The organism is Microbacterium sp. MAH-37, assembly GCF_009758255.1.
Lineage (GTDB): Bacteria > Actinomycetota > Actinomycetes > Actinomycetales > Microbacteriaceae > Microbacterium.
On sequence record NZ_WSEN01000004.1, the window covers coordinates 227,189 to 247,310 of the forward strand.

At 66.8% G+C, this 20,122-nt stretch carries 18 protein-coding genes; 4 read left to right on the plus strand and 14 right to left on the minus strand.

Annotated features, from left to right (window positions below; genetic code table 11):
- Positions 1 to 12: 12 nt before the first annotated feature.
- The gene (locus GON06_RS04520) at positions 13 to 864 is read left to right on the plus strand and encodes a LysR family transcriptional regulator (RefSeq protein WP_157311118.1); all 852 of its coding nucleotides are present in this window, start codon (positions 13 to 15) and stop codon (positions 862 to 864) included.
- A gap of 43 nt (positions 865 to 907) precedes the next feature.
- On the opposite strand, the gene GON06_RS04525 is transcribed toward GON06_RS04520, so the two are convergent.
- Positions 908 to 1,567 carry a hypothetical protein gene (locus tag GON06_RS04525; protein WP_157311119.1) on the minus strand — a complete coding sequence of 220 codons (660 nt, stop codon included), beginning with the start codon at positions 1,565 to 1,567 and terminating at the stop codon, positions 908 to 910.
- Positions 1,568 to 1,624: 57 nt separating this feature from the next.
- Entirely contained in the window at positions 1,625 to 3,148 is a 1,524-nt protein-coding gene (locus GON06_RS04530; protein ID WP_157311120.1) for an ATP-dependent DNA ligase, read from the minus strand.
- Positions 3,149 to 3,279: 131 nt separating this feature from the next.
- Here GON06_RS04530 and GON06_RS04535 point away from each other — a divergent pair, with 131 nt between their 5' ends.
- A complete protein-coding gene (locus GON06_RS04535) occupies positions 3,280 to 4,575 on the plus strand; it encodes a phytase (RefSeq protein WP_198346603.1) in 1,296 nt (431 codons plus the stop codon).
- Between the two features lie 27 nt (positions 4,576 to 4,602).
- On the opposite strand, the gene GON06_RS04540 is transcribed toward GON06_RS04535, so the two are convergent.
- The 3 genes from GON06_RS04540 to GON06_RS04550 form a co-directional block, all read right to left on the minus strand.
- Complete coding sequence (locus GON06_RS04540; RefSeq protein WP_157311121.1) at positions 4,603 to 6,273, minus strand: hypothetical protein; 1,671 nt, start codon at positions 6,271 to 6,273, stop codon at positions 4,603 to 4,605.
- Between the two features lie 128 nt (positions 6,274 to 6,401).
- Positions 6,402 to 6,923 carry a hypothetical protein gene (locus GON06_RS04545; protein ID WP_157311122.1) on the minus strand — a complete coding sequence of 174 codons (522 nt, stop codon included), beginning with the start codon at positions 6,921 to 6,923 and terminating at the stop codon, positions 6,402 to 6,404.
- Positions 6,924 to 6,999: 76 nt separating this feature from the next.
- A complete protein-coding gene (locus GON06_RS04550; RefSeq protein WP_157311123.1) occupies positions 7,000 to 7,323 on the minus strand; it encodes a DsrE family protein in 324 nt (107 codons plus the stop codon).
- A gap of 116 nt (positions 7,324 to 7,439) precedes the next feature.
- On the opposite strand from GON06_RS04550, the gene GON06_RS04555 reads away from it, so the two are divergent.
- Complete coding sequence (locus GON06_RS04555; RefSeq protein ID WP_157311124.1) at positions 7,440 to 8,300, plus strand: SDR family NAD(P)-dependent oxidoreductase; 861 nt, start codon at positions 7,440 to 7,442, stop codon at positions 8,298 to 8,300.
- Between the two features lie 158 nt (positions 8,301 to 8,458).
- On the opposite strand, the gene GON06_RS04560 is transcribed toward GON06_RS04555, so the two are convergent.
- Positions 8,459 to 9,454, minus strand: coding sequence for an SDR family NAD(P)-dependent oxidoreductase (locus tag GON06_RS04560; RefSeq protein ID WP_157311125.1), 996 nt, complete (start codon positions 9,452 to 9,454; stop codon positions 8,459 to 8,461).
- Positions 9,455 to 9,654: 200 nt separating this feature from the next.
- On the opposite strand from GON06_RS04560, the gene GON06_RS04565 reads away from it, so the two are divergent.
- Positions 9,655 to 10,206 (plus strand): TetR/AcrR family transcriptional regulator, encoded by a 552-nt coding sequence (locus tag GON06_RS04565; RefSeq protein WP_232528153.1) that lies wholly within the window; start codon positions 9,655 to 9,657, stop codon positions 10,204 to 10,206.
- 9 nt (positions 10,207 to 10,215) lie between these two features.
- On the opposite strand, the gene GON06_RS04570 is transcribed toward GON06_RS04565, so the two are convergent.
- The 8 genes from GON06_RS04570 to GON06_RS04605 all read right to left on the minus strand — a co-directional run bounded on the left by GON06_RS04570 (position 10,216) and on the right by GON06_RS04605 (position 20,044).
- On the minus strand, positions 10,216 to 10,569 hold the full coding sequence (locus GON06_RS04570; RefSeq protein ID WP_157311126.1) for a VOC family protein: 354 nt from the start codon (positions 10,567 to 10,569) through the stop codon (positions 10,216 to 10,218).
- 102 nt (positions 10,570 to 10,671) lie between these two features.
- Entirely contained in the window at positions 10,672 to 12,381 is a 1,710-nt protein-coding gene (locus tag GON06_RS04575) for a DNA/RNA helicase domain-containing protein (protein ID WP_332837156.1), read from the minus strand.
- Positions 12,378 to 12,704: a nucleotide pyrophosphohydrolase gene (locus tag GON06_RS04580; RefSeq protein ID WP_157311127.1), complete on the minus strand. Its 327-nt coding sequence runs from the start codon at positions 12,702 to 12,704 to the stop codon at positions 12,378 to 12,380. The genes GON06_RS04575 and GON06_RS04580 overlap by 4 nt, the downstream gene beginning before the upstream one ends.
- A 49-nt stretch (positions 12,705 to 12,753) precedes the next feature.
- Positions 12,754 to 13,479, minus strand: a complete 726-nt coding sequence (locus GON06_RS04585) for a hypothetical protein (RefSeq protein ID WP_157311128.1) — start codon at positions 13,477 to 13,479, stop codon at positions 12,754 to 12,756.
- A 2-nt stretch (positions 13,480 to 13,481) separates the two neighbouring features.
- Positions 13,482 to 14,378, minus strand: coding sequence for a hypothetical protein (locus GON06_RS04590; RefSeq protein WP_157311129.1), 897 nt, complete (start codon positions 14,376 to 14,378; stop codon positions 13,482 to 13,484).
- Positions 14,365 to 16,272, minus strand: a complete 1,908-nt coding sequence (locus GON06_RS04595; RefSeq protein ID WP_157311130.1) for a hypothetical protein — start codon at positions 16,270 to 16,272, stop codon at positions 14,365 to 14,367. The genes GON06_RS04590 and GON06_RS04595 overlap by 14 nt, the downstream gene beginning before the upstream one ends.
- Complete coding sequence (locus tag GON06_RS04600) at positions 16,269 to 17,240, minus strand: PD-(D/E)XK motif protein (RefSeq protein ID WP_157311131.1); 972 nt, start codon at positions 17,238 to 17,240, stop codon at positions 16,269 to 16,271. Before GON06_RS04600 ends, GON06_RS04595 begins: the two co-directional genes overlap by 4 nt.
- Positions 17,237 to 20,044, minus strand: coding sequence for a Z1 domain-containing protein (locus tag GON06_RS04605; protein ID WP_157311132.1), 2,808 nt, complete (start codon positions 20,042 to 20,044; stop codon positions 17,237 to 17,239). Before GON06_RS04605 ends, GON06_RS04600 begins: the two co-directional genes overlap by 4 nt.
- Between the last annotated feature and the right edge of the window lie 78 nt (positions 20,045 to 20,122).

Consider the following 20,122-nt stretch of genomic DNA (forward strand, 5'->3'; position numbering starts at 1 on the left):
AACATAGAGCGCATGGAACGCCGTGATATCGAGATCTTCCTCACGCTCGCCGAGGAGTTGCATTTCGGGCGGACCGCCGACCGTCTGCTGATCTCGCCGTCGCGAGTGAGTCAGACGATCGCGAACCTCGAGCGTCGATTCGGTGTGACGCTGTTCGATCGCACCAGCCGCCGGGTGGAGCTGTCGCCGGTCGGCGCGGCGCTGTACGCCGACGTGCGAGCCGGGCACGATCGCATCCAGCGCGGGATCACGGCGGCGATCGCGGCCGGACGCGGAGTCGTGGGCACGCTGCGAATCGGGCTGGAGGCGCCGGCGATCGCCGAACTGGCGGGACCGGTGTTCGACCGGTTCCGGGCGGAGAATCCCGGGGTGGAACTGGTGTTCCGCGAGGCGGGGTTCTCCGATCCGCTCGACCTGCTGCGTGCGGGCGAGGTCGACGTCACGGTGACGAACGGGCCGGTCGACGAGGACGGATTCCAGGAGGGGCCGCTGCTGTACTCCGAGCCGGTGGTGCTGGCTGTGGGGCGGGAGCATCCGCTGGCGGCATGCTCGACGGTGTCGGTCGACGACCTGGCCGGCGAGACCGTGTTCCGGGCGGGGCGCCGAGCTGCGCCGTACCGGCCCGAGCCCGACCGCACGGCGCCGACGTTCCTCGACCTGCTCACGCTGATCGCCGCCGGGGAGGGCGTGGTGCCGCTCGCCGCCCACGCCGCGGACTACTTCGCCCGGCCGAGCCTGGTGATGGTGCCGTTCGAGGAGGGCTCCCCGCCGGTGAGATGGGTGCTGTGCTGGAAGCGCGGCCAGGCGACGGCTCGCGTCGCCGCGCTCGCCGCGGCTGCGCGGGGTGCGGTCTCCGGTCGTTGAGCACCCTTCGTCTCGCTGCGCTCGCTCAGGATCCGCGCAGCGGTCAGGTCATCTGGGAGCGCAGGTAGATCACGGCATCCCGGCGGAGGCCGAGAACCAGCCACCACACGGGATAGCCGAGGTACGCGATCGCGCCCGGGATGCCGCCGACGATGAAGACGACGAGCTGCACCGCCGAGCCGGCCGGGAACAGGAACCCGAGCGCGAAGATCAGCAGTGCGACGATTCCGGATGCGCCCGTGATCACGGCCCACCGGGCGGCGCCGGGTGCGATCGCCGTCTGATGCGCCCGGTCGCGGAGCACGCGCAGGCCGGCCGCGAGCAGAGCGGCGAACATCAGCACGATCATCGGGATCGCGAACACGTATTGGGTGTCGAGGGTGGCGAGGCCGGCGAGCATCATCGCGGTGACGACCGCTCCGGCGAAGAGGGCGGCGATCGTGAGCCAGGTGAGCACGGCGACCACCGGCGCCGGACGCATCGCCTGCCACAGCAGCACCATGGCTACCGCCTGCCCGGGTGCCATGACGATCGACAGCGCGTCGTTCGCCGGACCGAGCCACGACCAGGTGCGCAGGTTCACGCCGAACGGGTCGGCGAGCGCGAAGAAGAGCAGCAGAGCCAGCGCCGAGGCCGCACCGACGTACCCGACCACGAGCGCCCACGCTCGCAGCGGCGCGGTCCCCACGCGCCCCCAGTGCATGGGGCTGATGGTACGCCGGAGAGCTCTCCTGCGCGACGGGTTCCGGAGCGCCCGCTTTCAGCCGTGCAGCAGGCCTCGCAGGGTCTGGATCGTGTCGGCCTCGGCGGGAGTCTTGTCCGGTCGGTAGCCCTTGACCCGGGCGAAGCGCAGGGCGATGCCGCCGGGATAGCGGGACGACGACTGCACGCCGTCGATGGCGATCTCGACCACGAGCGCCGGCCGCAGATGGACGGCGTACGGCGTGCGCTCGGTCTCGTACTCGGGGAAGGTCTCGGTCTGCCATTTCAGCAGCTCGTCAGTCAGGCCCTTGAAGGTCTTGCCGACCATCACGAAGGCGCCCGGATCCCCGAACTCCCCGGCCGGATCGAGCGCGCCCAGGTGGAGGTTCGACAGCCATCCGCGGCGTCGGCCCGAGCCCCATTCCGCGGCGAGCACGACGAGGTCGAAGGTGAGCACCGGCTTGACCTTGACCCAGGACTTGCCGCGGCGTCCGGCGGCATAGGGCGCGTCGATCGCCTTGACGAGCACGCCCTCATGGCCGGCGGCGAGCGCCTCGCGGGAGAGCTGCTCCGCGGCATCCGCGTCGTCGGTGACGATTCCCGGCATCCGCCATTCGCCGGCGACCCGCTCGAGTTCTTCGAGCCGGGTCGACAGCGGCTCGTCGATGAGGTCGCGACCGTCGACGTGCAGCAGGTCGAAGAACCAGGGCCTGAGGACGAGCTCGCGCGAGACGTCTGCGCCGAACCGCGACATGGTCTGCTGGAACGGTCGCGGGCCGCCGTCCTCGTCGAGCGAGAGCGTCTCGCCGTCGAGGATGAGGTCGTGGCCGGGCAGGCCGCGCACGATCTCGACGATCTCGGGCACGCGGTGGGTGATGTCGGCGAGGCTGCGCGTGTAGACGCCGACGTCGTCGCCGTGCCGGTGCACCTGGATGCGGGCGCCGTCGAGCTTGTACTCGACCGAGGCGCGGCCGGTGATCTCGAGCGCCGCGGTGGGCGTCGCCGCAGTGGCGGCGAGCATGGGCAGCACGGGGCGGCCGACCTGCAGGCCGACGGCGTCGAGGTCGTCTTCCGTGCCGGTGAGCGCGGTCACGGCCGTCTCGCCGAGATCGCCGGAGAGCATGGCCGCGCGACGGACGGATGCCGCGGGTCGATCGGCGGCGCGAGCGATCGCGTCGAGCAGCACGCCGCCGAGTGCTCCGGTGCGCAACTCGCCCAGCATGGCGCGGGCGAGGAAGTCCCACTCGTCCGGCGTCGCGCGCGAGGCGAGGTCTACGAGCAGCGCGGTGCGCTGGGCGGCCGATCCGGTGCCGGACGCGTGCGCGAGAGCATCGAGCGCCTCATCGACGTCGGTGATCGTCAGAGCGGATGCCTCGGCATGCTCGACCTGCAGAGCCGAGAGTCCACGCCATCCGACGCCCAGCCTGCCCTGTCGGGGTGAGGCGAGCAGGAGCCCCGTGAGCACCGGGAGCTCTTCCGGCGCGGCGCGCTGCAGCAGCCGCGCGAGCGCATCGATCTTCGCCAGCCGCGACGATGTCGCCGCGACCTCTTCAGCGGTCTCTGTGAGCTCTTCGAGCCTCATCCCGCCAGTCTCGCACCGCCCACCGACATCCGCTCGGCGATGTCCAGCTGCGCGTCATCCGCTGTCCATCCTGTGTTCAGGGCGGCCCAGAAAGATCGAGCCTCGTCGCCACACCGATCTGAGGAGCCCGCGTGATCATCCGCCCCTTTGCCGCAGTCGTACTCGGTGCCGTCGTTGCGCTCGGCGCATCCGCCGCCCATGCCCAGCCTCCGGTGCCGTCGCACGACCCGGCATCCGCCCGTGCTGCGTCGAAGGGCGTCACGGCGAAGCTGGAGACCCCCGCGCTGTGGGACGCCGACGATGCGGATGCCGATGATCCGGCCATCTGGGTCGATGACGACGACACCCACCGCAGCGTCGTGATCACGACGGCCAAGGAGGCGGGGATCAATGTCTACGACCTGCGTGGCCGCCTCGTGCAGCACATCGATCCGAAGCCCGCGCCGGGCGAGGACGACGCCCCCGGTCGCTACAACAACGTCGACCTCATCCACGACTTCGAACTGGACGGCGACGAGGCCGACCTGGCGGTCGTGTCGGACAAGGGCCTCGACAACATCGGCATCTTCGCCGTCGAGGACGGCCGGCTGACCGAGGTGACCGACCCGTCGGCCGGCCGGATCTTCAGCGCGTCGCAGGACGACGTCAACAGCGAGCACACCGCTTACGGGCTCACCACGTGGCAGGACGACGACGGCGCGTACGCGCTGGTGAGCCGCAACTCCGAGACGGATGTGGCGCTGCTCGAGCTGTCCGCGCGCGAGGACGGCACGGTCGGATGGGATCTCGTGCGCACCCTGTCGCTGCCGGCCGAGTTCGCCATGCCGGACGGCACGACCTGGACCACCTGCGATGACCCGGGCGAGTACGCGCAGGTCGAGGGCATGGTGGTCGACGAGGCGACCGGCACGGCGTATCTGGGGCAGGAGCTCGTCGGCATCTGGAAGGTCGACGCCGATCTGACCGGTGAGCCGCAGCTGATCGACAAGGCGATCGAGTACGGCCTGCCCGGCACCTATGACGCAGAGCAGGATGAATGCGTGTACGGCGAGAACCCCGGTTTCGGCGGCGACGTGCTGCACACCGACATCGAGGGCCTGACGATCTACTCGACCGACGACGGCGAGGGATACCTGCTGGCGTCGAGCCAGGGCGACGACAGCTTCGCCGTGTACGGGCTGGAGGACGGCAGCGAGTACCTCGGGTCGTTCACTGTGGACGACGGCCGGGTCGACAGCACCCAGCACAGCGACGGCGCGGATGCCGTGAGCGTGAGCCTGCCCGGATTCCCCGGCGGTCTGCTGGTCGTGCAGGACGGCGACAACACACCGGAGGGATCGGAGGAGTCGAGCACGAACTTCAAGTTCGTCGCCTGGAAGGACGTGGCGCGGAACAGCGGCCTCGATCTCGAGGTGGCGCGGGACTGACGCCGTCCCCGACGGAGACAGGGCGCCCTACGGCCTCGTGTCGTCGTGGGTGACGATGCGGCTGAGCTCGATCAGGTCGCCGGGCAGTTCCCAGTAGTGCAGCCGCCGCGCTCCGGGAGTGTTCTGCTCGATCGCGGCGCGCCAGCACTTCGCGCCGTCGGCCCGCACGACGTAGGCGTCATCGCCGCCCTCGCCGGTGCGCAGCCGGTGCAGGTCGCGGGCGGGGATCTCGCGGTCGCGTCCGGTGATCGCGTCGACGCAGGCGCGCACGGCCTTGCTCAGCTGGTTCTCGTCGAGCTTCGCCAGCGAGCGGATGAAGTCCGGCCCGAACCGGAACTCCCGCAGCGGCCAGCGTCCGCGCTCCCCGGGTGCGGTGCGGTTGCCCCAGGTGCGCTCGATCTCGAAGCGGATGCCGTCCTCGGTGGGGTCGACGTGTGCCCGCTCGGCTGCACGGCGCGCGTCGCGCAGCGCCCGCGCCGAGTCGCGCTGGTCCTGCGACGTCTCGCTGAGCCGCGCCTCGGCCCGCGCACGTTCGGCGCGCTCGTCCGCGATCTCGGCGCGCAGCTGCGCGTTCTCCGCGCGCAGGCGCTCGAGTTCGGCGGACGGCGCGGGGCTCGCCTCGCCGCTGCTCCGTCCGACCAGGTTCGTGAGCGCGAGCACGTCACCACGCAGGGCGGTGATCGCCTGCGCCAGCATCCGCACGTCGGTGCGGGTCGCGTAGTCGTCGGGTAGCGGGGGCGCAGCGGATGCCGGTGCCGCGGCAGCCGGCTCCGCGGCATCCGATCGCGTGGCCCGGCGATCCTCGCTCAGCCAGGCCGGGCCGCCGGTGACGAGCGGGAAGGCGGGGGTGAGCGGCGCGCTGTCGTCGCGCCCGGAGTGGCTGAGCAGCACTTCGCCGTGCGGGCCGTGCGCGACGCGCACGCGGATGACATCGCCGACGGCGAGCACGTCGCCGACCGGGCGCTCGTCGGCGCTGACGTCGCGGCGGCGCAGCACGAACGCATGGTCGGGGTGCAGGTGCACCGTGGCGCGCAGGTCGGTGACCTTGACGACGAGCGCGAGCGTGTGCGCGCCGTCGGGCAGGGCGGAGAGGTCGGCGGGGAACGGTTCTGGATGCAGTTCCTGACGTTCGAGGATGCCGCTGACCGGTGCCCCCGGGACGAGTGCGACGGCGAGCGGAAGCGTGGCGGGCAGCAGGTCGCCGGTCGCGGTGACGGTGGTGCCGTCGTCGAGTTCGACGAGCGCGCGGGTGTCGCCGGCGAGGAATCCCTTCACGACGCCGCTGGCCCGGCGCACGGCGTTCGGCGCCGAGGACTCGACGGTGCGCCGCACCTGCTGCACCGACTGCGCCTTCGCGTCGCCGATGAGATCGTCGGTGTCGGCGTGGCCGGGGAACCGGAGTCGGGAGCGGCTCCAGTCCGGGTCGTCGCCGAAGTCGACCGGGTATGAGCGGGCCGCGCCGCCGAAGGCGTGCGTCTTGGGCGGGAGCAGTTCCTCGAGGGCGTGAGTCGCCCTGCCGGTCGCGATGGTGACGACGTCGGCGATGCCGCCGAGCTCATGCCGCAGCCGGTCGTCGTCGAACGCGAACTCGCCCTCCGCCGTGGCCGAGACGAGCACGAGCGGCCGCTGCCTGACGGTGAGGATGCGGGTTGCGAGAGCTTCAGCCTCGCTCGGAGTCGTGACGTCGGCGTACAGCATGGGGCGAGTTTAGGACGGCCCGGCCGCCTGGCCTCGGAGTCGCCCCGAGGTGTCCGCGGATGCCTCGGATCCGGGACTCGCGTCGCGAAATCAGTCCCGGCGGGACGGATGCGAGGGCTGCGTGAGCCTCAGCGGCGGGCGCCGACGAGTGACCGCAGCGCTCCGCTGAGCAGCGGCAGCACGGCGATCATGCCGAGCAGCAGCACCGGGCCGCCCCAGCCGAAGTCGTCGGTCTCGGTGCGCAGCGAGGCACCGATGATGGCCATGATCGCGACGGCGCCGACCGTGCCGAGGGCGGTGAGCACGATGCCGAACACCCGCAGTCCGTCGGACAGGCTCCGGCGGGCCGCGGGGATCAGAGTCAGCGCGAGCAGGAGCACCGTGATGATGATCATGAGGATGAGGAGCGTCATCAGCAGCCAGGCGATGCCGCCCCATGGCGAATCGGCGCCGTTCAGCGGTGCGAGGGTGGTGGTGATCACGCTCCAGTACTGCTGATCCTCACCGCCGGCATGGGTGGTGGCCAGCGGCAGCGTCAGGCCGAGCACCAGCACGACGCCCACGATGAGGGCGTAGGTGCCGACGAGCATGCGCTCCAGCACGTCGACTCGGGCGCGCAGCTCACGGATCTCGATGCTCTGGTCGGTCATCTCGGCCCCTCTCGGTTCGGGGCCAGAGTACCGGCGCGGCGCCGTCGTGTGGGGAGGCATCGCCCGGTGGGTGAGCTCAGATGCGGATGTACGCCGCCCCGTCGAACTGCGCGTCGCTCAGCGCGACCACGGCGGCCGGCACGGTGAGGATGCCGGGCTGCAGCCCGTCTACCGGGATGCCGTGCCCGCGCAGTCCGCCTTCGCAGGCCTCGATCGTGGCGGCATCCGGGGTCGGAAGCGGAGCTGCGCCGGCGGCGACGCCCGGGATCGCGGGACCGTTCACGATGATCCGGATGCCGGTGTCGGGGCGCGCCGCGTGCAGGGTGTTCGCGATGCCGACGGCGCGCACGATGTCCTCCGGACGGTCGGAGACGTGCAGGATCACGGTGCGCTGGGTCATGGTGCCATTGTGCCCGTCCCGGATCCTGAGCGAGTCTCCGGATCCTGAGCGAGCGAAGTGAGACGAAGGACGTGTTCAGCTTCCCGAGACGTTCGAGATGGTGCCACGCTGTTCCCATGCCCACCCGCCGCGCCCTCGTCACCGGGGCATCGAGCGGCATCGGGCGCGAGATCGCGCGGGCGCTCGCCGCGGACGGCGCGCATGTTCTCCTCCCCGTGCGCGATCGCGCACGCGGGGAGGCGACGGTGCGCAGCATCCGCGAGTCGGTTCCGGATGCCGCACTCGAGATCTGCGATCTCGATCTGGCGGATTTCGGCAGCGTGACCGCGCTGGGCGAGCGCCTGCGGAGCGAGGGAACCCCGATCGACCGCTTCGTCATGAACGCCGGGATCGTGCTGCTCGGCGACCGCGAGCGGCACGTCACCGCCGACGGTCACGAGCTGCGCCTGCAGACGAATTTCCTCGGGCACGCGGCGCTGACGCGCGAGCTGATGCCGCTGCTGGTCGCGGGTCACTCTCGTGTGGCTGTGCAGGTGAGCATCGCGGCCACACGCGGACGGCTCGACGACCTCGAGGGCGAGCGGCGGTACAGCGCGTGGCGCGCGTATGCCGGGTCGAAGCGGGCGCTGGGGCTGTGGGCGCTGGAGCTCGCTCGACGAAGCGAGGGCATCAATGTGAACCTCTGCCATCCGGGTGTCGCGCCGGCGACGCACATCGCGCCGGCGCTGCGCAGCCGGCTGCCCGGCGGCGAGGAGCGCTGGCTGCGCTGGATTCCGGGGAACAGTCCGGCGCAGGGCGCGTTGCCTGCGCTGATGGCGCTTGAGCGGGATGCCGCTCCAGGATGCTTCTTCGCTCCCGGCGGGTGGTTCGGGCTGGCCGGGGGTCCGCGGGAGCGTCCGCTGTTCCGGGCGCTGCGCGATCCGGCCGCGGGGCGTCGGTTGTGGGAGCTCGCCGAGGCCACGCTCCCCGCACCCTGAGCGAGGAGCGAAGCGACGAGACGAAGGGCGCTCGCTCCGTACGCTCCGCGGATCCTGAGCGAGGAGCGAAGCGACGAGACGAAGGGCGCTCAGGATCCGGTGGCAGACGAAACGCCCCCAGCTCCCCAGGGGCGTTTCGTCTCGCAGCATCCGCCTTCTTACTGCACCGACCATCCACCGTCCGACGCGAGGATCGCGCCGTTGATGTTGACGGCGTCGTCCGAGAGCAGGAACGTGATCGACGCGGCGAGGTGCTCTGCCGTCGCGACCGTCGGGATCGCCTGCTGGAACGGCGCGAGGCGTCCGGAGCCGTACTCCGACATGTTCGGCGGCATCGGGATGCCGGTGGCCACGCCGCCCGGTGCGACGGAGTTCACGCGGATGCCCTTGGGTCCGTACATGAACGCCGCCGACTTGGTGACGCCGATGATGCCGTGCTTGCTGGCGGTGTAGGCGTTGCCCGACGCGTTGCCGCGCAGGCCGGCCTCGCTCGAGACGTTGAGGATGGCGCCTCGGCCGGCGGCCTCCATCACGGGCAGCACTGCGCGCATGAGCTTGAACGGCGCGGTGAGGTTGATCGCGATGACGCGGTCCCAGACGGCGTCGGGGGTCTCGCCGGCGGGCGAGAAGTCGTCGTTGATGCCGGCGACGTTGGCGAGGCCGTCGATGCGGTCGCCGGCGGCGGCGATGACGGCGTCGATGGATGCCTGCTGGGTGAGGTCTCCGGCGACGGTGACGATGCCCGGGAGCTCTGCGGCCAGTGCATCCAGCTTGTCGGCCGAGATGTCGGCGGCGATCACGCGACCGCCTTCGCGGGCGATGCGCGAGGCGGTGGCCTTGCCGATTCCGGATGCTGCGCCGGTGACGATCACGGTCTTGCCGGTGAAGCGTCCGGCGGTGACCTGCTCGGTCCAGCCGGCGGTGTCGTCGTCGGCGGGGATCTCTCCGCCGTTGGCGGCGCGCACCAGGTCGTCGACGACGGACTGCGGCATGGCGCCCTGGCTCATGACGACGAGCTGCTGCAGAGGCAGGCCGAGCACGGGGGTGAGCTGCGACGGGTCGCCGCCCGACTGCGCGAGCAGGCCCTTGATGAGCTCGCTGCCGGTCGGGTCGTTCAGCCAGTCGCCGATGGTGGAGTGTGCGGTGAGTGCCATTTCTTCTCCTTGTAACTCTGGGGAGCCCCTTGCGCGGTTCCTGAGCGAGCGAAGCGAGACGAAGGACGCCTCGTCCGCTCGCCTTCCCCAGGTTCCGGATCCTGAGCGAGCGAAGCGAGACGAAGGACGTCCAACCCGCTCACTACTAATAATGCAACGGTGCGTCTAGTTATTCCAGAGGCTGCCGCTAATCTGTGAACATGGCTCGTCCCCGCAGTGAGAAGGCCCGCCAGTCGGTGCTGGCGGCGATGCGCCGTGCGGTGATCGAGTCGAGCTATGCGGACGTCACGATCGAGGGGCTCGCGGCCGAGGCCGGGGTCGCCAAGCAGACGATCTACCGCTGGTGGCCGTCGAAGGCCGCGATCCTGGGTGAGGCGCTGCTCGAGGGGTCGTTGCCGGAGTTCGAGCTGCCGTCGACGGCGGACCTGCGGGCCGACCTGCGGGCGGTGCTCTCGGCCCAGAGCCCGGATGCCGTCGCGCTCGCGCGCGCCCTGATCGAGGTGACCGCGACTGATCCAGAGCTCGGCCTGAAGCTCAATGCGCGCCTGGCGGCGCCGCTTCGCGAGTGGACTGCTCTGCGTTTGGCGCGCGCAGCGGATGCCGGTGAGGTGCGGGCGGACGTGGATGCCGCGGCACTCGCCGATCAGCTCATCGCGATCGGCTCGTATTCGGCCCTGGTCGGCGGACCGACGGATGCCGCGCGGGTCGAGGGGATGGTCGACGTGGTCCTGCGGGGGATCGGTCGCGCGTAGGCGGCGGACTCAGCGCGGCAGCGGCGAGTAGAGCACCATCCCGTTGCCCTGGCTGTCGTAGGCGACGGCGCGGCGCTCGTGCGCGTCGTTGTACGCGGCGGTGACGATGCCGCCGCCGTTCGCGTCGACGGCCGCGGCGTCAGCGTCGACATCCTCCGTCTTGATGCCCACGACGACCTGCCCGGGGATCGGGTGGTCGATCTCGGTGGCGAGGGCGATGGTGATCGTGCCACCGTCGAGCGCCGCGAAGTGGTTGCCGTCACGGAACTTTAGCGGGAACCCGAGGGTCTCGCTGTAGAACCTGATCGACTCGTCGAGGTCGTCGGTGGAGAGGACGATCATCTTGACTTCGCGGGTGGGCATGATGCGGGCTCCTCGAGGTTGCGGCGTGAGGTCAGAGTACGCCGAGCCTGTTGGGATGGGGCCGTCTACGGCCGGGTCAATCCCGCTGCCTGGTCCAGCGCCTCAGCTGATCAGCCCCCGCACCCACTCCCGCAACCCGTCATCGCACACATACACATAAGTCCCCCGAATCCCGCGCGTCAGCAGCACGCCGTAGATGTTCCGGATGAACACCCGCAGCTGGTCTTCCCCGAACGAGCCCTTCAGATGCCCGGTGTTCTCCTTGCCCTTCTTGTCGCGGTATGCGTCCCAGTCCGCGACGATCTCGCCATCGACGACGCGCAGGTCCGGCCCGATGATGACGCCGGCGTAGTTCAGGTCGTAGCCCTGCACCGTGTGGATCGATCCGACTTCGTCGAGCGACCCGGGGGAGTTGATCCAGTCCTTGTCGGTGCTGTTCCACCGCATTCGCTCGCCGTCGATCTCGATGTCGTACGCGGCCGGGTCACGACGAGACATCCAGTCCCACGCATACCCCGCGACCATCCTCGACAGCCCGACCTCGGCATCGCGCGCTCGAATGGCCGCGCGCATCTCGCCGACGTCGTCGAACAGCCGCAGGTCGTACTCGCCAAGGTCCGGCATCCGAGGGTCTTCGCCCCGGAGCATCCCTCGGACGAACTCGACGTAGTCGGCCCCGGCGCGCACGCGCATCTGGGTGCTGAGCCGGTAGCACCGGCCGGCATCCCGAGCGCCTCGCAACTCGGCATCCAAGCTCGCCGGCGACAAGTCGTGCGGGCGCACGCTCTGCGCGCCGTCAACGAGCAGCAGCTGGTGCCGGCTGCGCGCCTTGATCCAGTCGAGCTGCGTGTGTATCGGGTCGTCGTCGCCGAACAGGGCGTGGTTGATCTCGGTGAACTTCTTGTTCTGCACGCCGGATGCCTGGTTTGCGCGCTGTCCGATGCGGTGGGTCTCGTCGACGAGCACCAGGTCGTATTCGACATCCGATTCGCCGAGCTGGAACGGTGTCATGACCATCTTCGGGTCGAGCTTCGGAGTCTTCTTGAACACCTCCTTGACCGACTTCCGCAGGGCCTGCTGCGGAATGACGAGGGCCATGCGCAGGTCGCGGAGCAGCTCGATGTTCTCGGGCACGAAGAACTCGGTGAACATCGAGTCGGGCTCGAGGTCGTCGTGCGCGCGATGGTCGCGGATGTCGGCGAGCAGCTTCATCAGGAAGATCGCGATGATCGTCTTGCCCGTGCCGGGGTCGCCCTGCACGACGAGCGTCGATCGGATGTCGGGATGCTGCAGATCCTCGAGCAGCCCCTCGACGATGTCGGTGACGGCGATGGCCTGGTCGCTGTTCAGTGCCTTGAAGGGCGACAGCTTGAACAGGTCGGAGTTCTCGATCTGCGGGATGCTGCGCGAGAAGAGCCCCTCCGAGCGGAGGGCCTCGAAGACGTCGCGGAACGACTCCCGGTACAGCTCACGGTCGTAGTACTGCGCGTCGGTGAGGCCGTCGTTGCCGTTGAGCAGTTCGTACTGCCCGTCACCGTGGAACCAGCGGATCAGGTGCGACTCGAGGTCGAGGCAGACCGACTTGTTGAACTTGTCGTCGACGACGACGCGGATGCTTTCGAGTCCGGCATCCTTCTTGGGGCCGTCGAGGTGCTGCCGGATCCGGTTGTGCGCGCTGACGGTCTCGCCGACGTAGAGCTTGCGCTTGCCATCGAGCAGGTAGACGACGGGCCAGTTCGTGTGCTGCTGATCGGTCTTCGCCCAGTCGTCGACGTCGGCGCGGTTGAACGCGACGTGACGGATGCTGGTCACGGCTCGAGCTCCGTGTACTTGGTGGTGCGGCCGCGAGCCTTCTCGACGGGGTACTTGGCGCGGGTCTGCTCGAGCTTGCGCAGCACGATCTCGTCGAGATCGACGCCGAGGACCCCGGCGAGGTGAATGCAGTACGTGACGACGTCGGCGAGCTCGTCCTCGACCTTGCGCTGGTCTGAGGTGCTGTTCCACTGAAAGCACTCGAGCAACTCAGCCGCCTCGATGACGATGCTCTTCGCGAGGTTCTCTGGGGAGTGGAACTGCGCCCAGTCGCGTTCGGCGGTGAACGCGCGGAGGGTCTCTATGGTCTGCTTCGACGGCATGGGTCGGAGAGTAGCAGGGTGTGAAGCGCCGTCAACGTTGATCCGTCCTTCACTCGACTGCGAAAAACACGGCGATCATTGTGCGAAGCTCTTCGTCGGACAGCGAAGCCAGGTCCGTGACGCGGGACTCGAACTGTACGGCCTTGAACCCTTCACGAACGATCTCACGACGCGCAGGGCCGCGCGGCGTTGATGCAACCCGGGCACTGATCATGCGCGCCAGTCTGTGATCCGCGGAGAGATTTCGATCGATGAGGCCGACGAGATCATCCTCGAAGAGGTCGACCTCGGGATCGTTGAGCAGATTCCCCAAGACGATGGATCGTAGATACGCACGGTAGAACACGTTGCGGCGCCCCGCAAGGAAGCGTTCAGCGGACAGCCGACCGTTCCCATCGAGAGGGAATCTCTGAAGCGCGAAGTCCGGTAGAACAGCGATCGTCAGATAGGACCACATGCCAGGGTTTGCTGCCTGCCCACGCAGATCATCGGCAAACCATTGGGCCAGCGCGGCGCCCGCAAGAAGGTCGAACTTGCGGTCTTGGTTGCGCAATCCGGTCGAGAGAGTTTGGAGCTGAACCCTCATCGCGTCACGCAGGCTCGATAGCTCGGCGAAGCTCACCTTTCCGCTGCCTCCAATGCCGAAGTGCGCGTGAGGGTGGTGGGAGCCACCCGCGTAGATCGGGATCGGTTGTCCGGTAGCGGCTGCGCTCTCAAGATCGCCGAAGGCACGTCGTGCATCGTCGACGGTGAATCGTGGATAGATCGACTCCATGGTCAGTCCTCCTCGGCCATGAAGCCACTTGCTTCGCGCGCGCGTTCAATCAGCTGCATCGGCTCCTCGATCGCGAGTCGAAGCGCAATCTCGATATCGAAGCCGAGCGTCGCTGCAACGTGCGTGCAGAAAGCTGCGAATGACGACACGTCAGCTTCCGCACTCTCGGTGATCGACGCCGTCGAGTACCCATCCCGCACGCTTGCGAGGTGGATGAGGACCGCGCTGACGATGTCGGCCTGAATTGCCTTATAGACCGATTGATCCGCATCTCCTTCGAGGATGCGCTCACCCGCTTGCAAGTCGGTGTTCACGTAGAGACGAACGGCCGACGTCAGACCCCACGCGGGCTCCGCATCGTGTGCGACATCCACAGACCAGGGGATACGCCGTCGCCCGGTGGCGGAAAAGCTCACGGCCGAAGTAGGAAAGACCTCTCCCAGCCTCTCGAACGGTACGCGGACGGGTGAAGGAATGCTCCAGAGCCTCGCAGAGCGGTGCGTTGCGAGCGCCGGATCCGGGTGGCCGGTTCGCCCAGGCCCAACAACCGAGATGTCGATCAGCACCTCGACCGCAACGGCGGAGCCATCCACTTCCACTTCAACGGCTGCCACCCATTGACCGTCGAGCGGGACGAAGGAAGCGGAACCTCGCCACCTTGTTCGGGCTGCCAGGCAAGTGACAGTCCCGACTAGGGTGACCTCTTCGGAGGGGGAGATGCCCGTCTCGACCCAGAACTCGGGCGACAGCTCGGAAGTGATCTGAAAGACGAGATCTTGTCCGGGCTCCCAGGTGTCTGCTATCTCTTCAAGATCGACGGCGGGCGACAGGCAGCGGATGTGGGAACGGACGCTGTGTTGCGCGGGCACTCGAAAGGGCCGGGATTCAGTCGCGGGCATTCACAGGCCTCGCATTCATCTCAATACGCAGAGCGCGCCGCGGCGGACCTGTCAGCGCCACGGCCTGTTGGATTTCGCCAGGAACGACCGCGCGCCCGTCTCCAAGATCCGAACCGTGGCTCCAGTCAAGTGCGAGATCAGCCGGGGGCAACTCTGATCGAGCTCCGTCATCGCCGACTACCGAGACGGACACCTCGACGACGTGATCGCCCAGTTCGCTCACTGAGAAGGTGAGTTTCTGACGCTGTCGGCCGTCCGGCAGGGTCTCGAGCAGCCGAGGCGCGTCGACAGACATCATTTGGCGGCGACCTCGCCGCCCGCCGCTTCGTAACGATTTGGGCACCGCATCACTATCCTCCGCCCCTTGGTCAACCGCAGGCAGGAGCATCCCGAACATGCGAGCGACGGCGCGCACGCCGTGGTGGTTGTCTCCGGGGCTGACGATGCTGGTGGAATCGGGCACCGCAAATACGTCGCGCAGAATCGCGCGCACCTTGTTGCGCATCGCTCGAATCACCAGGCCTGTCTCTCCGCCAGCACTGCTGACCCACATGTCGTGGGCCGGAGGTTCGGCGTCGGCGAAGACAGAGTCCCAGTCTGAGGCTGACTTGAACACCGCGAGCCAATCGAACACCGGCGATGCGGTGTGATCAGACCAATCGTCAGTGGTGACGACCAGTTCCGCTTGGTCGCGCATCAGTGCGATCCGCTGGACGGCTCCTTCTTCCCACGTTGGGTCAAGGTCATCGTCCTGCGCGACTCCTTCAAGCGCTCTCATCCGCTTCACCACAGCAAGATGACCGATCGTCTTGCCGAGGCGGGTCACATCGTGAACCTCGACGGGGAGGCCTGATGGGGCGACAACCTGTGTGTCGCTGCCTGACACGCGGGTGCGTATGGCGTTGAGGCCGGCGCCCCAGGACGTGATCGCGCCCGCTGCGAGGTCGAGGATATCGACCTCGTCCTCGTGCACTCGCAGGCTGATCGGCATCGGCGGTGAGTTGTGCCCGGGCTCTGGGACCAGCTTCGGCCAGAGGTGTTGCCGGACAGCACGCCGCGCCTCGGCTGCGAAGGTGGCTTCGAGAGAGGACGAATCACCGTGACGCCGGAGCATCACATCTGGGGCATCGGAATCTGTGTTCCAAGGCACGGTGATCTTCGGGTCGAGGATAAGCAACGACGTGCCGGTCTCGTCACCTTCGAATCTTCTGGAGAAGAACCGCTCGCCAAACATTCGCGCGCGCTCGCCTTTGAGCGGCTCCACGAGGTCGTCTCTGCCGTCGCCCCACCAGTGCCTTCCGGTGAACTGCTTACCCTCCGACACATATGAATCGTGAAATGCAGAGATCACGAATCTGTGCTCGAGCCCTACCCCCGGCGTGTGGCAGCGCGTCCAGAAAATGACTGTGCCTTGCTCGCTGAATGCATACGCGGCGGTCTTGCCGAATCCGTATGTTCCGCCCCCCTTGCCATCATCGCGAGGGACTCCGACCTTGAGAATAAGGTCCTGATAATTGCACGGTACACCGGAGGCGACCGGCGACAGATCAGTCGGACCGTCCAGACCACTTGTCCCGCGATCGAACACCTCGAGAACATGGAGGTTCGTCGCTTCTGGCGTCCGCTGCCGCCCAGGCCTACGGCTTCCCTCGAACAAGCGGTTCAAGTCGGCACGGAGACGAAAATCTACCCTACGCAGATGGAGTCCAAAGTGTGGCGTGGCGCCGTCGCGACGGGCGTCCCAACTGTTCTGTGCGGTCTCCCGGACCAGTACTTCGAGGGGCGCCAGGTCGGTGCGACCGAGAAGGCGATCACCGCCGGTTCCGTCCATGTCACCCGCTCGAAACTGTTTTGGAAACCAGTTGAGTGTCGTGATCGTTTCGTGCTCGCTCACAGGTCACCCAAGATGCGGACATACGCGGAAGCATCGAGCGGCTCGGGGCATGCGTCGAGCAGCAACTGATAGCTCAGGCGGTCTACGCCTTTCAGAGACTTTTCGTCCAGCCTCGACGCGCGTATGCCAGGGAAAGTCTCATCAACTGCATGGATTCTGCGGTCCATCACAACCAATCGAAGTCGAGCGTCGAGGACCAGCGGCTCCTCGCCGTCAGTCCGGCCGCTCAACGAAGAGTAGTTGACTCCTGCCAGCGCGAGATCGTGGATTATGTCCGCGAGGGTCTCACCTTCAGCAGACTCCTCGACGCGCAACGAGATGAGGTGCAGCTCGTTGCCCACTGGCGGGTCCAATTGGTGAGCACCATGAATCGAGACCCGCGGGCTCCCTGTGCCGCGATAAGTCTTCACTTCGATCGCATTAGTGCCGAAGAAGTCATGGCGGTGTCCGTCCGGTCCTCGCCAGAAATCGATGGCGCCGCTGCCCCGTTGAGTGACCAGATCGCGGAGAATCGTCAACTCGCCGAAAAGCCCGATGAGTATGGTGCGGCTGGTGCTCGTCCGGACTGTTTCGAGGACGCGTCGCCAATCTTCGACGACTTTTGACACCTCGATGTACACCGAGTTGTGAGTCGCATCGACCCGGTCGAGCACTTCGCCGATGAGCGAAAGGAATGTCGTACGAAGCCCGCGATCGGGGCATCCAATCATCATGCGTTCCAATGGGGAGTCAGTGGAAGCCGCAATCCAGGTGATAGGCATCGTGTCTCCCAGATGAGGCTCGATCCGCGGAGCATGCTCGGGCCGTTCGACTACGAGCGAGAGGTGATCCTGGTGGTCACGAACCAGCAGGGCTTCACGCATGTTCCAATCCGGTCCCAAACGGCGGGTCTTGCTGATCTCGAGCGTCGGATCCGAATCCAGGAGTGCCTCGAGCGCCGCCTCCACCCGAGAGTGCCCGCTACTCATGAGTCGGATTCCTGCACGTCAAAGTCGGCTTCATCGTCGAGAATCTCGGCCTCGGCATCATCCGCATCCTCGTCGCCCGCGTCGAAGATGGACTTGACCGAGACTGCGTAATAGTCGCCGGCCCGTTCCAGTTCGGTCGGTGGGAACACGAGCGCCACACCGATCAGATGGTCGCTTGCGGACATCGGGACACGGGTCTTCCCGGAGCTCTCTGCCGGTTCGGAAGCCTTTCCGACTGCATAGAGGATCACGAGACCGCTGTCAGGACGAGCGCGGCGACGGAACGTCTTGACTGCTTCAGCACTGCTCTTGCTCAGCGATTGAAGATCTGAGTATGTCGCTGAATCAAGCTCGCCGTTACGAGCCATGATCGTAAGGTCTCCGGTCGAGTCATTACTCGACATCAGCGCTCGGATGTTCACGACATCGGCACCTTCGCGGATCTCGTCCTCGAAGCGGCTCTTGTCCCAACCGTCAGCGAGAGGCGCGCGACTCACGACGTTCACGCTCACGCCAGGGGAATACTCGAACGTATCCGTATCACCAGCGCGGCCGGACACGAGGAGTAGGTCCCATGACTTCCCAGCGCCATGCTTGGCCGTCCACGTGAGCATCGCTGCGGGTTGCATCGCGGTGTCCACCGAAAAGACGCCATAGTCCTTGAGGAATGTAACGAGTTGAGCGTGAGAGACGCCCTCGAAAAGGTGCGCGGCGGGGGTGCCCTCCTTGGTTATGGGCGGCGTGGTTAGGTGCGGCAGCGCAACCGCTGATGCGACGAAGGCCTTTGCAGCTGCGTGGGTTCGTTCGATGCCGCTGGCCGATCGGTCAAGATAGATCGTTTGGCGACGAGTGCCACCGAGGCCGCTGTGAACGAGATCGACGAAGTCCATCTTCCCTGCGCCGGTGATCTGGAGACGCCCCTTGTGCGCGCGAACTGGGATTGCCATCTCGCGAGGTGTCATGTGCTCGTCGATCATCACCGCGATGTCTTCGCGGAGCTCGCGTTCAACGAGCGCCAGGTGAGCGTAGTCCTCAAGCATCCCTGAAGCCGCCCACACACGCGCGAGGTCGCCGTATCGCGGACGGAATCCGAACCACCGCCCCATCTGCAGCAACGTGTCGTATGCGTTCGACGTGCGGAGGAAGTACGAAACCACAAGTCCTTCAAGTGTCAGTCCACGCGAAAGCGTGCCGCCGCCGATAGCAATAACGGTCTGCGGGTCACCATCCGGGTAACTAACTCGATTGTTCGAGGTGCCGTTATCGACGCGGACCTGCACACGGGAGATCAGGTCGTCGATCACAGGCCAGATGTCGTCCCATTCGGGCACGATCTCATCGCCGCGCAACTCCTGCGCACGGTCGATCTCAGAATTGAACGTCGATCTGAAGCTTTCGCTCCGACGATCATCTGCGAGCGCGATCTCCCGCAAGAAGTCGACGACTGCATCGCGCAGCCGATCGTGAGCGTCGACACGATGAGAGGTGTGGAGAAGCATCGACGAGTGATTTGCATCGCCAGTGCGGATCTGTCGGATCGCCGTGGCGATGAGGAACCAGCGGATGGCCTCCCCGAGTGATTCGGTGATGTGAGGATCATAGTCAGTGAGATCACGTCCAAGCGGAGCTAGAACCCCTGCCTCATCGTCGGGGATTGTTCGCGCCAGCGCGTCTGGGGAGACGCCTTGTTCGTCGTCGACGCCGGACGTGTCGAAGTAGGTGTCCGCACCCATATATCCGTGCGGACGCGGCAACACGACCGCAAAGTCATCCGGGTAGAGCTCGTCCTCGTCGTTCGGGTCGATGAAGATATTCGCGAATGGAGTCGCGGTGTATGCGACGTAGGTGCCGGTTCTCACTTCGGCCCAGATGTCACGAATTCGCTGATTGATCGTCGAGACGAGACTCTTGGCGCCCTTGGTGTTCGGGGTCGCCTGATCTGATTCGTCGTCGATGATCAGAGTTGCGCGCGAGCGGAGCATGTCCGGGTGCTGCTTTGAAATGTTGCGCAGATAAGCCAAGACGTTCGCCAAGCGCTTTTCGTTCTTCTTCACAACCATGACGATCGCGTTGCCGCTGTTGCCGACAGGCGCCACTGGGTTGGCGGGTGCGATATCAGAGTTGACGTCTGTCAGCGGATACCACGCGACGCCGCCATCCTTGATTTCGCGCAGGTGAAGGTCTCCGTCCAGGCGCGCCTGAGTCTGTGCGCGGAGGTTGGAGTGCATACCAGCAAGGACGATGACGATTCGATACCCGGCGTCGACTGCCTTGGCGATGAGCCCCGCGTAGTTCGCGGTCTTTCCCGACTGCACGTAGCCGATGACGAGTCCCTTACGGCGGTCTCCGCGCTCAAAAGGATTCGCGCACTGCGAGAGGATCTGGTTCGTCGAAGCATCGACGTCCTTGGCCGCCGCGTCTGGCAAGCGTGACTCGAGCTTCGCGCGATAGGCCGGCCAGATGCCTTTGGTGCTCTTAGGACCCGAGTACCAAGGCGCCTTGTCGCGATCGCCGATGAGAGTGTGCGTCGTGGCTAGGTCCTCGATGCGCTCGCGTTCCTCCTCCACGTGCGCACGATAGGCCGCGGGAAACGTAGGGTCGTAGACGGCGAGACTCTCCAGCAACTCCGCATCGCGAGTGATTGGGTCTCTGTTCGGCTGCATCGCCTGCAACGTCTCGAACATCGCCTTCAGCTGTTCGAATCCGAGTCCCGCCACAGTGCCCTCCAGTTCCTGGCGCATCTTTGGCGCCACAAGCGTCGGCATCGACCGAGTAGTCCCGCCGAGCAGGTATGCCTCGCTCATCGATCCGCTTGCGACTACCGTACCGGGGTCTCGGAGATCGATTCCCCACTCGTGCGCGAAGTGTCTAGTAGGGCGCAC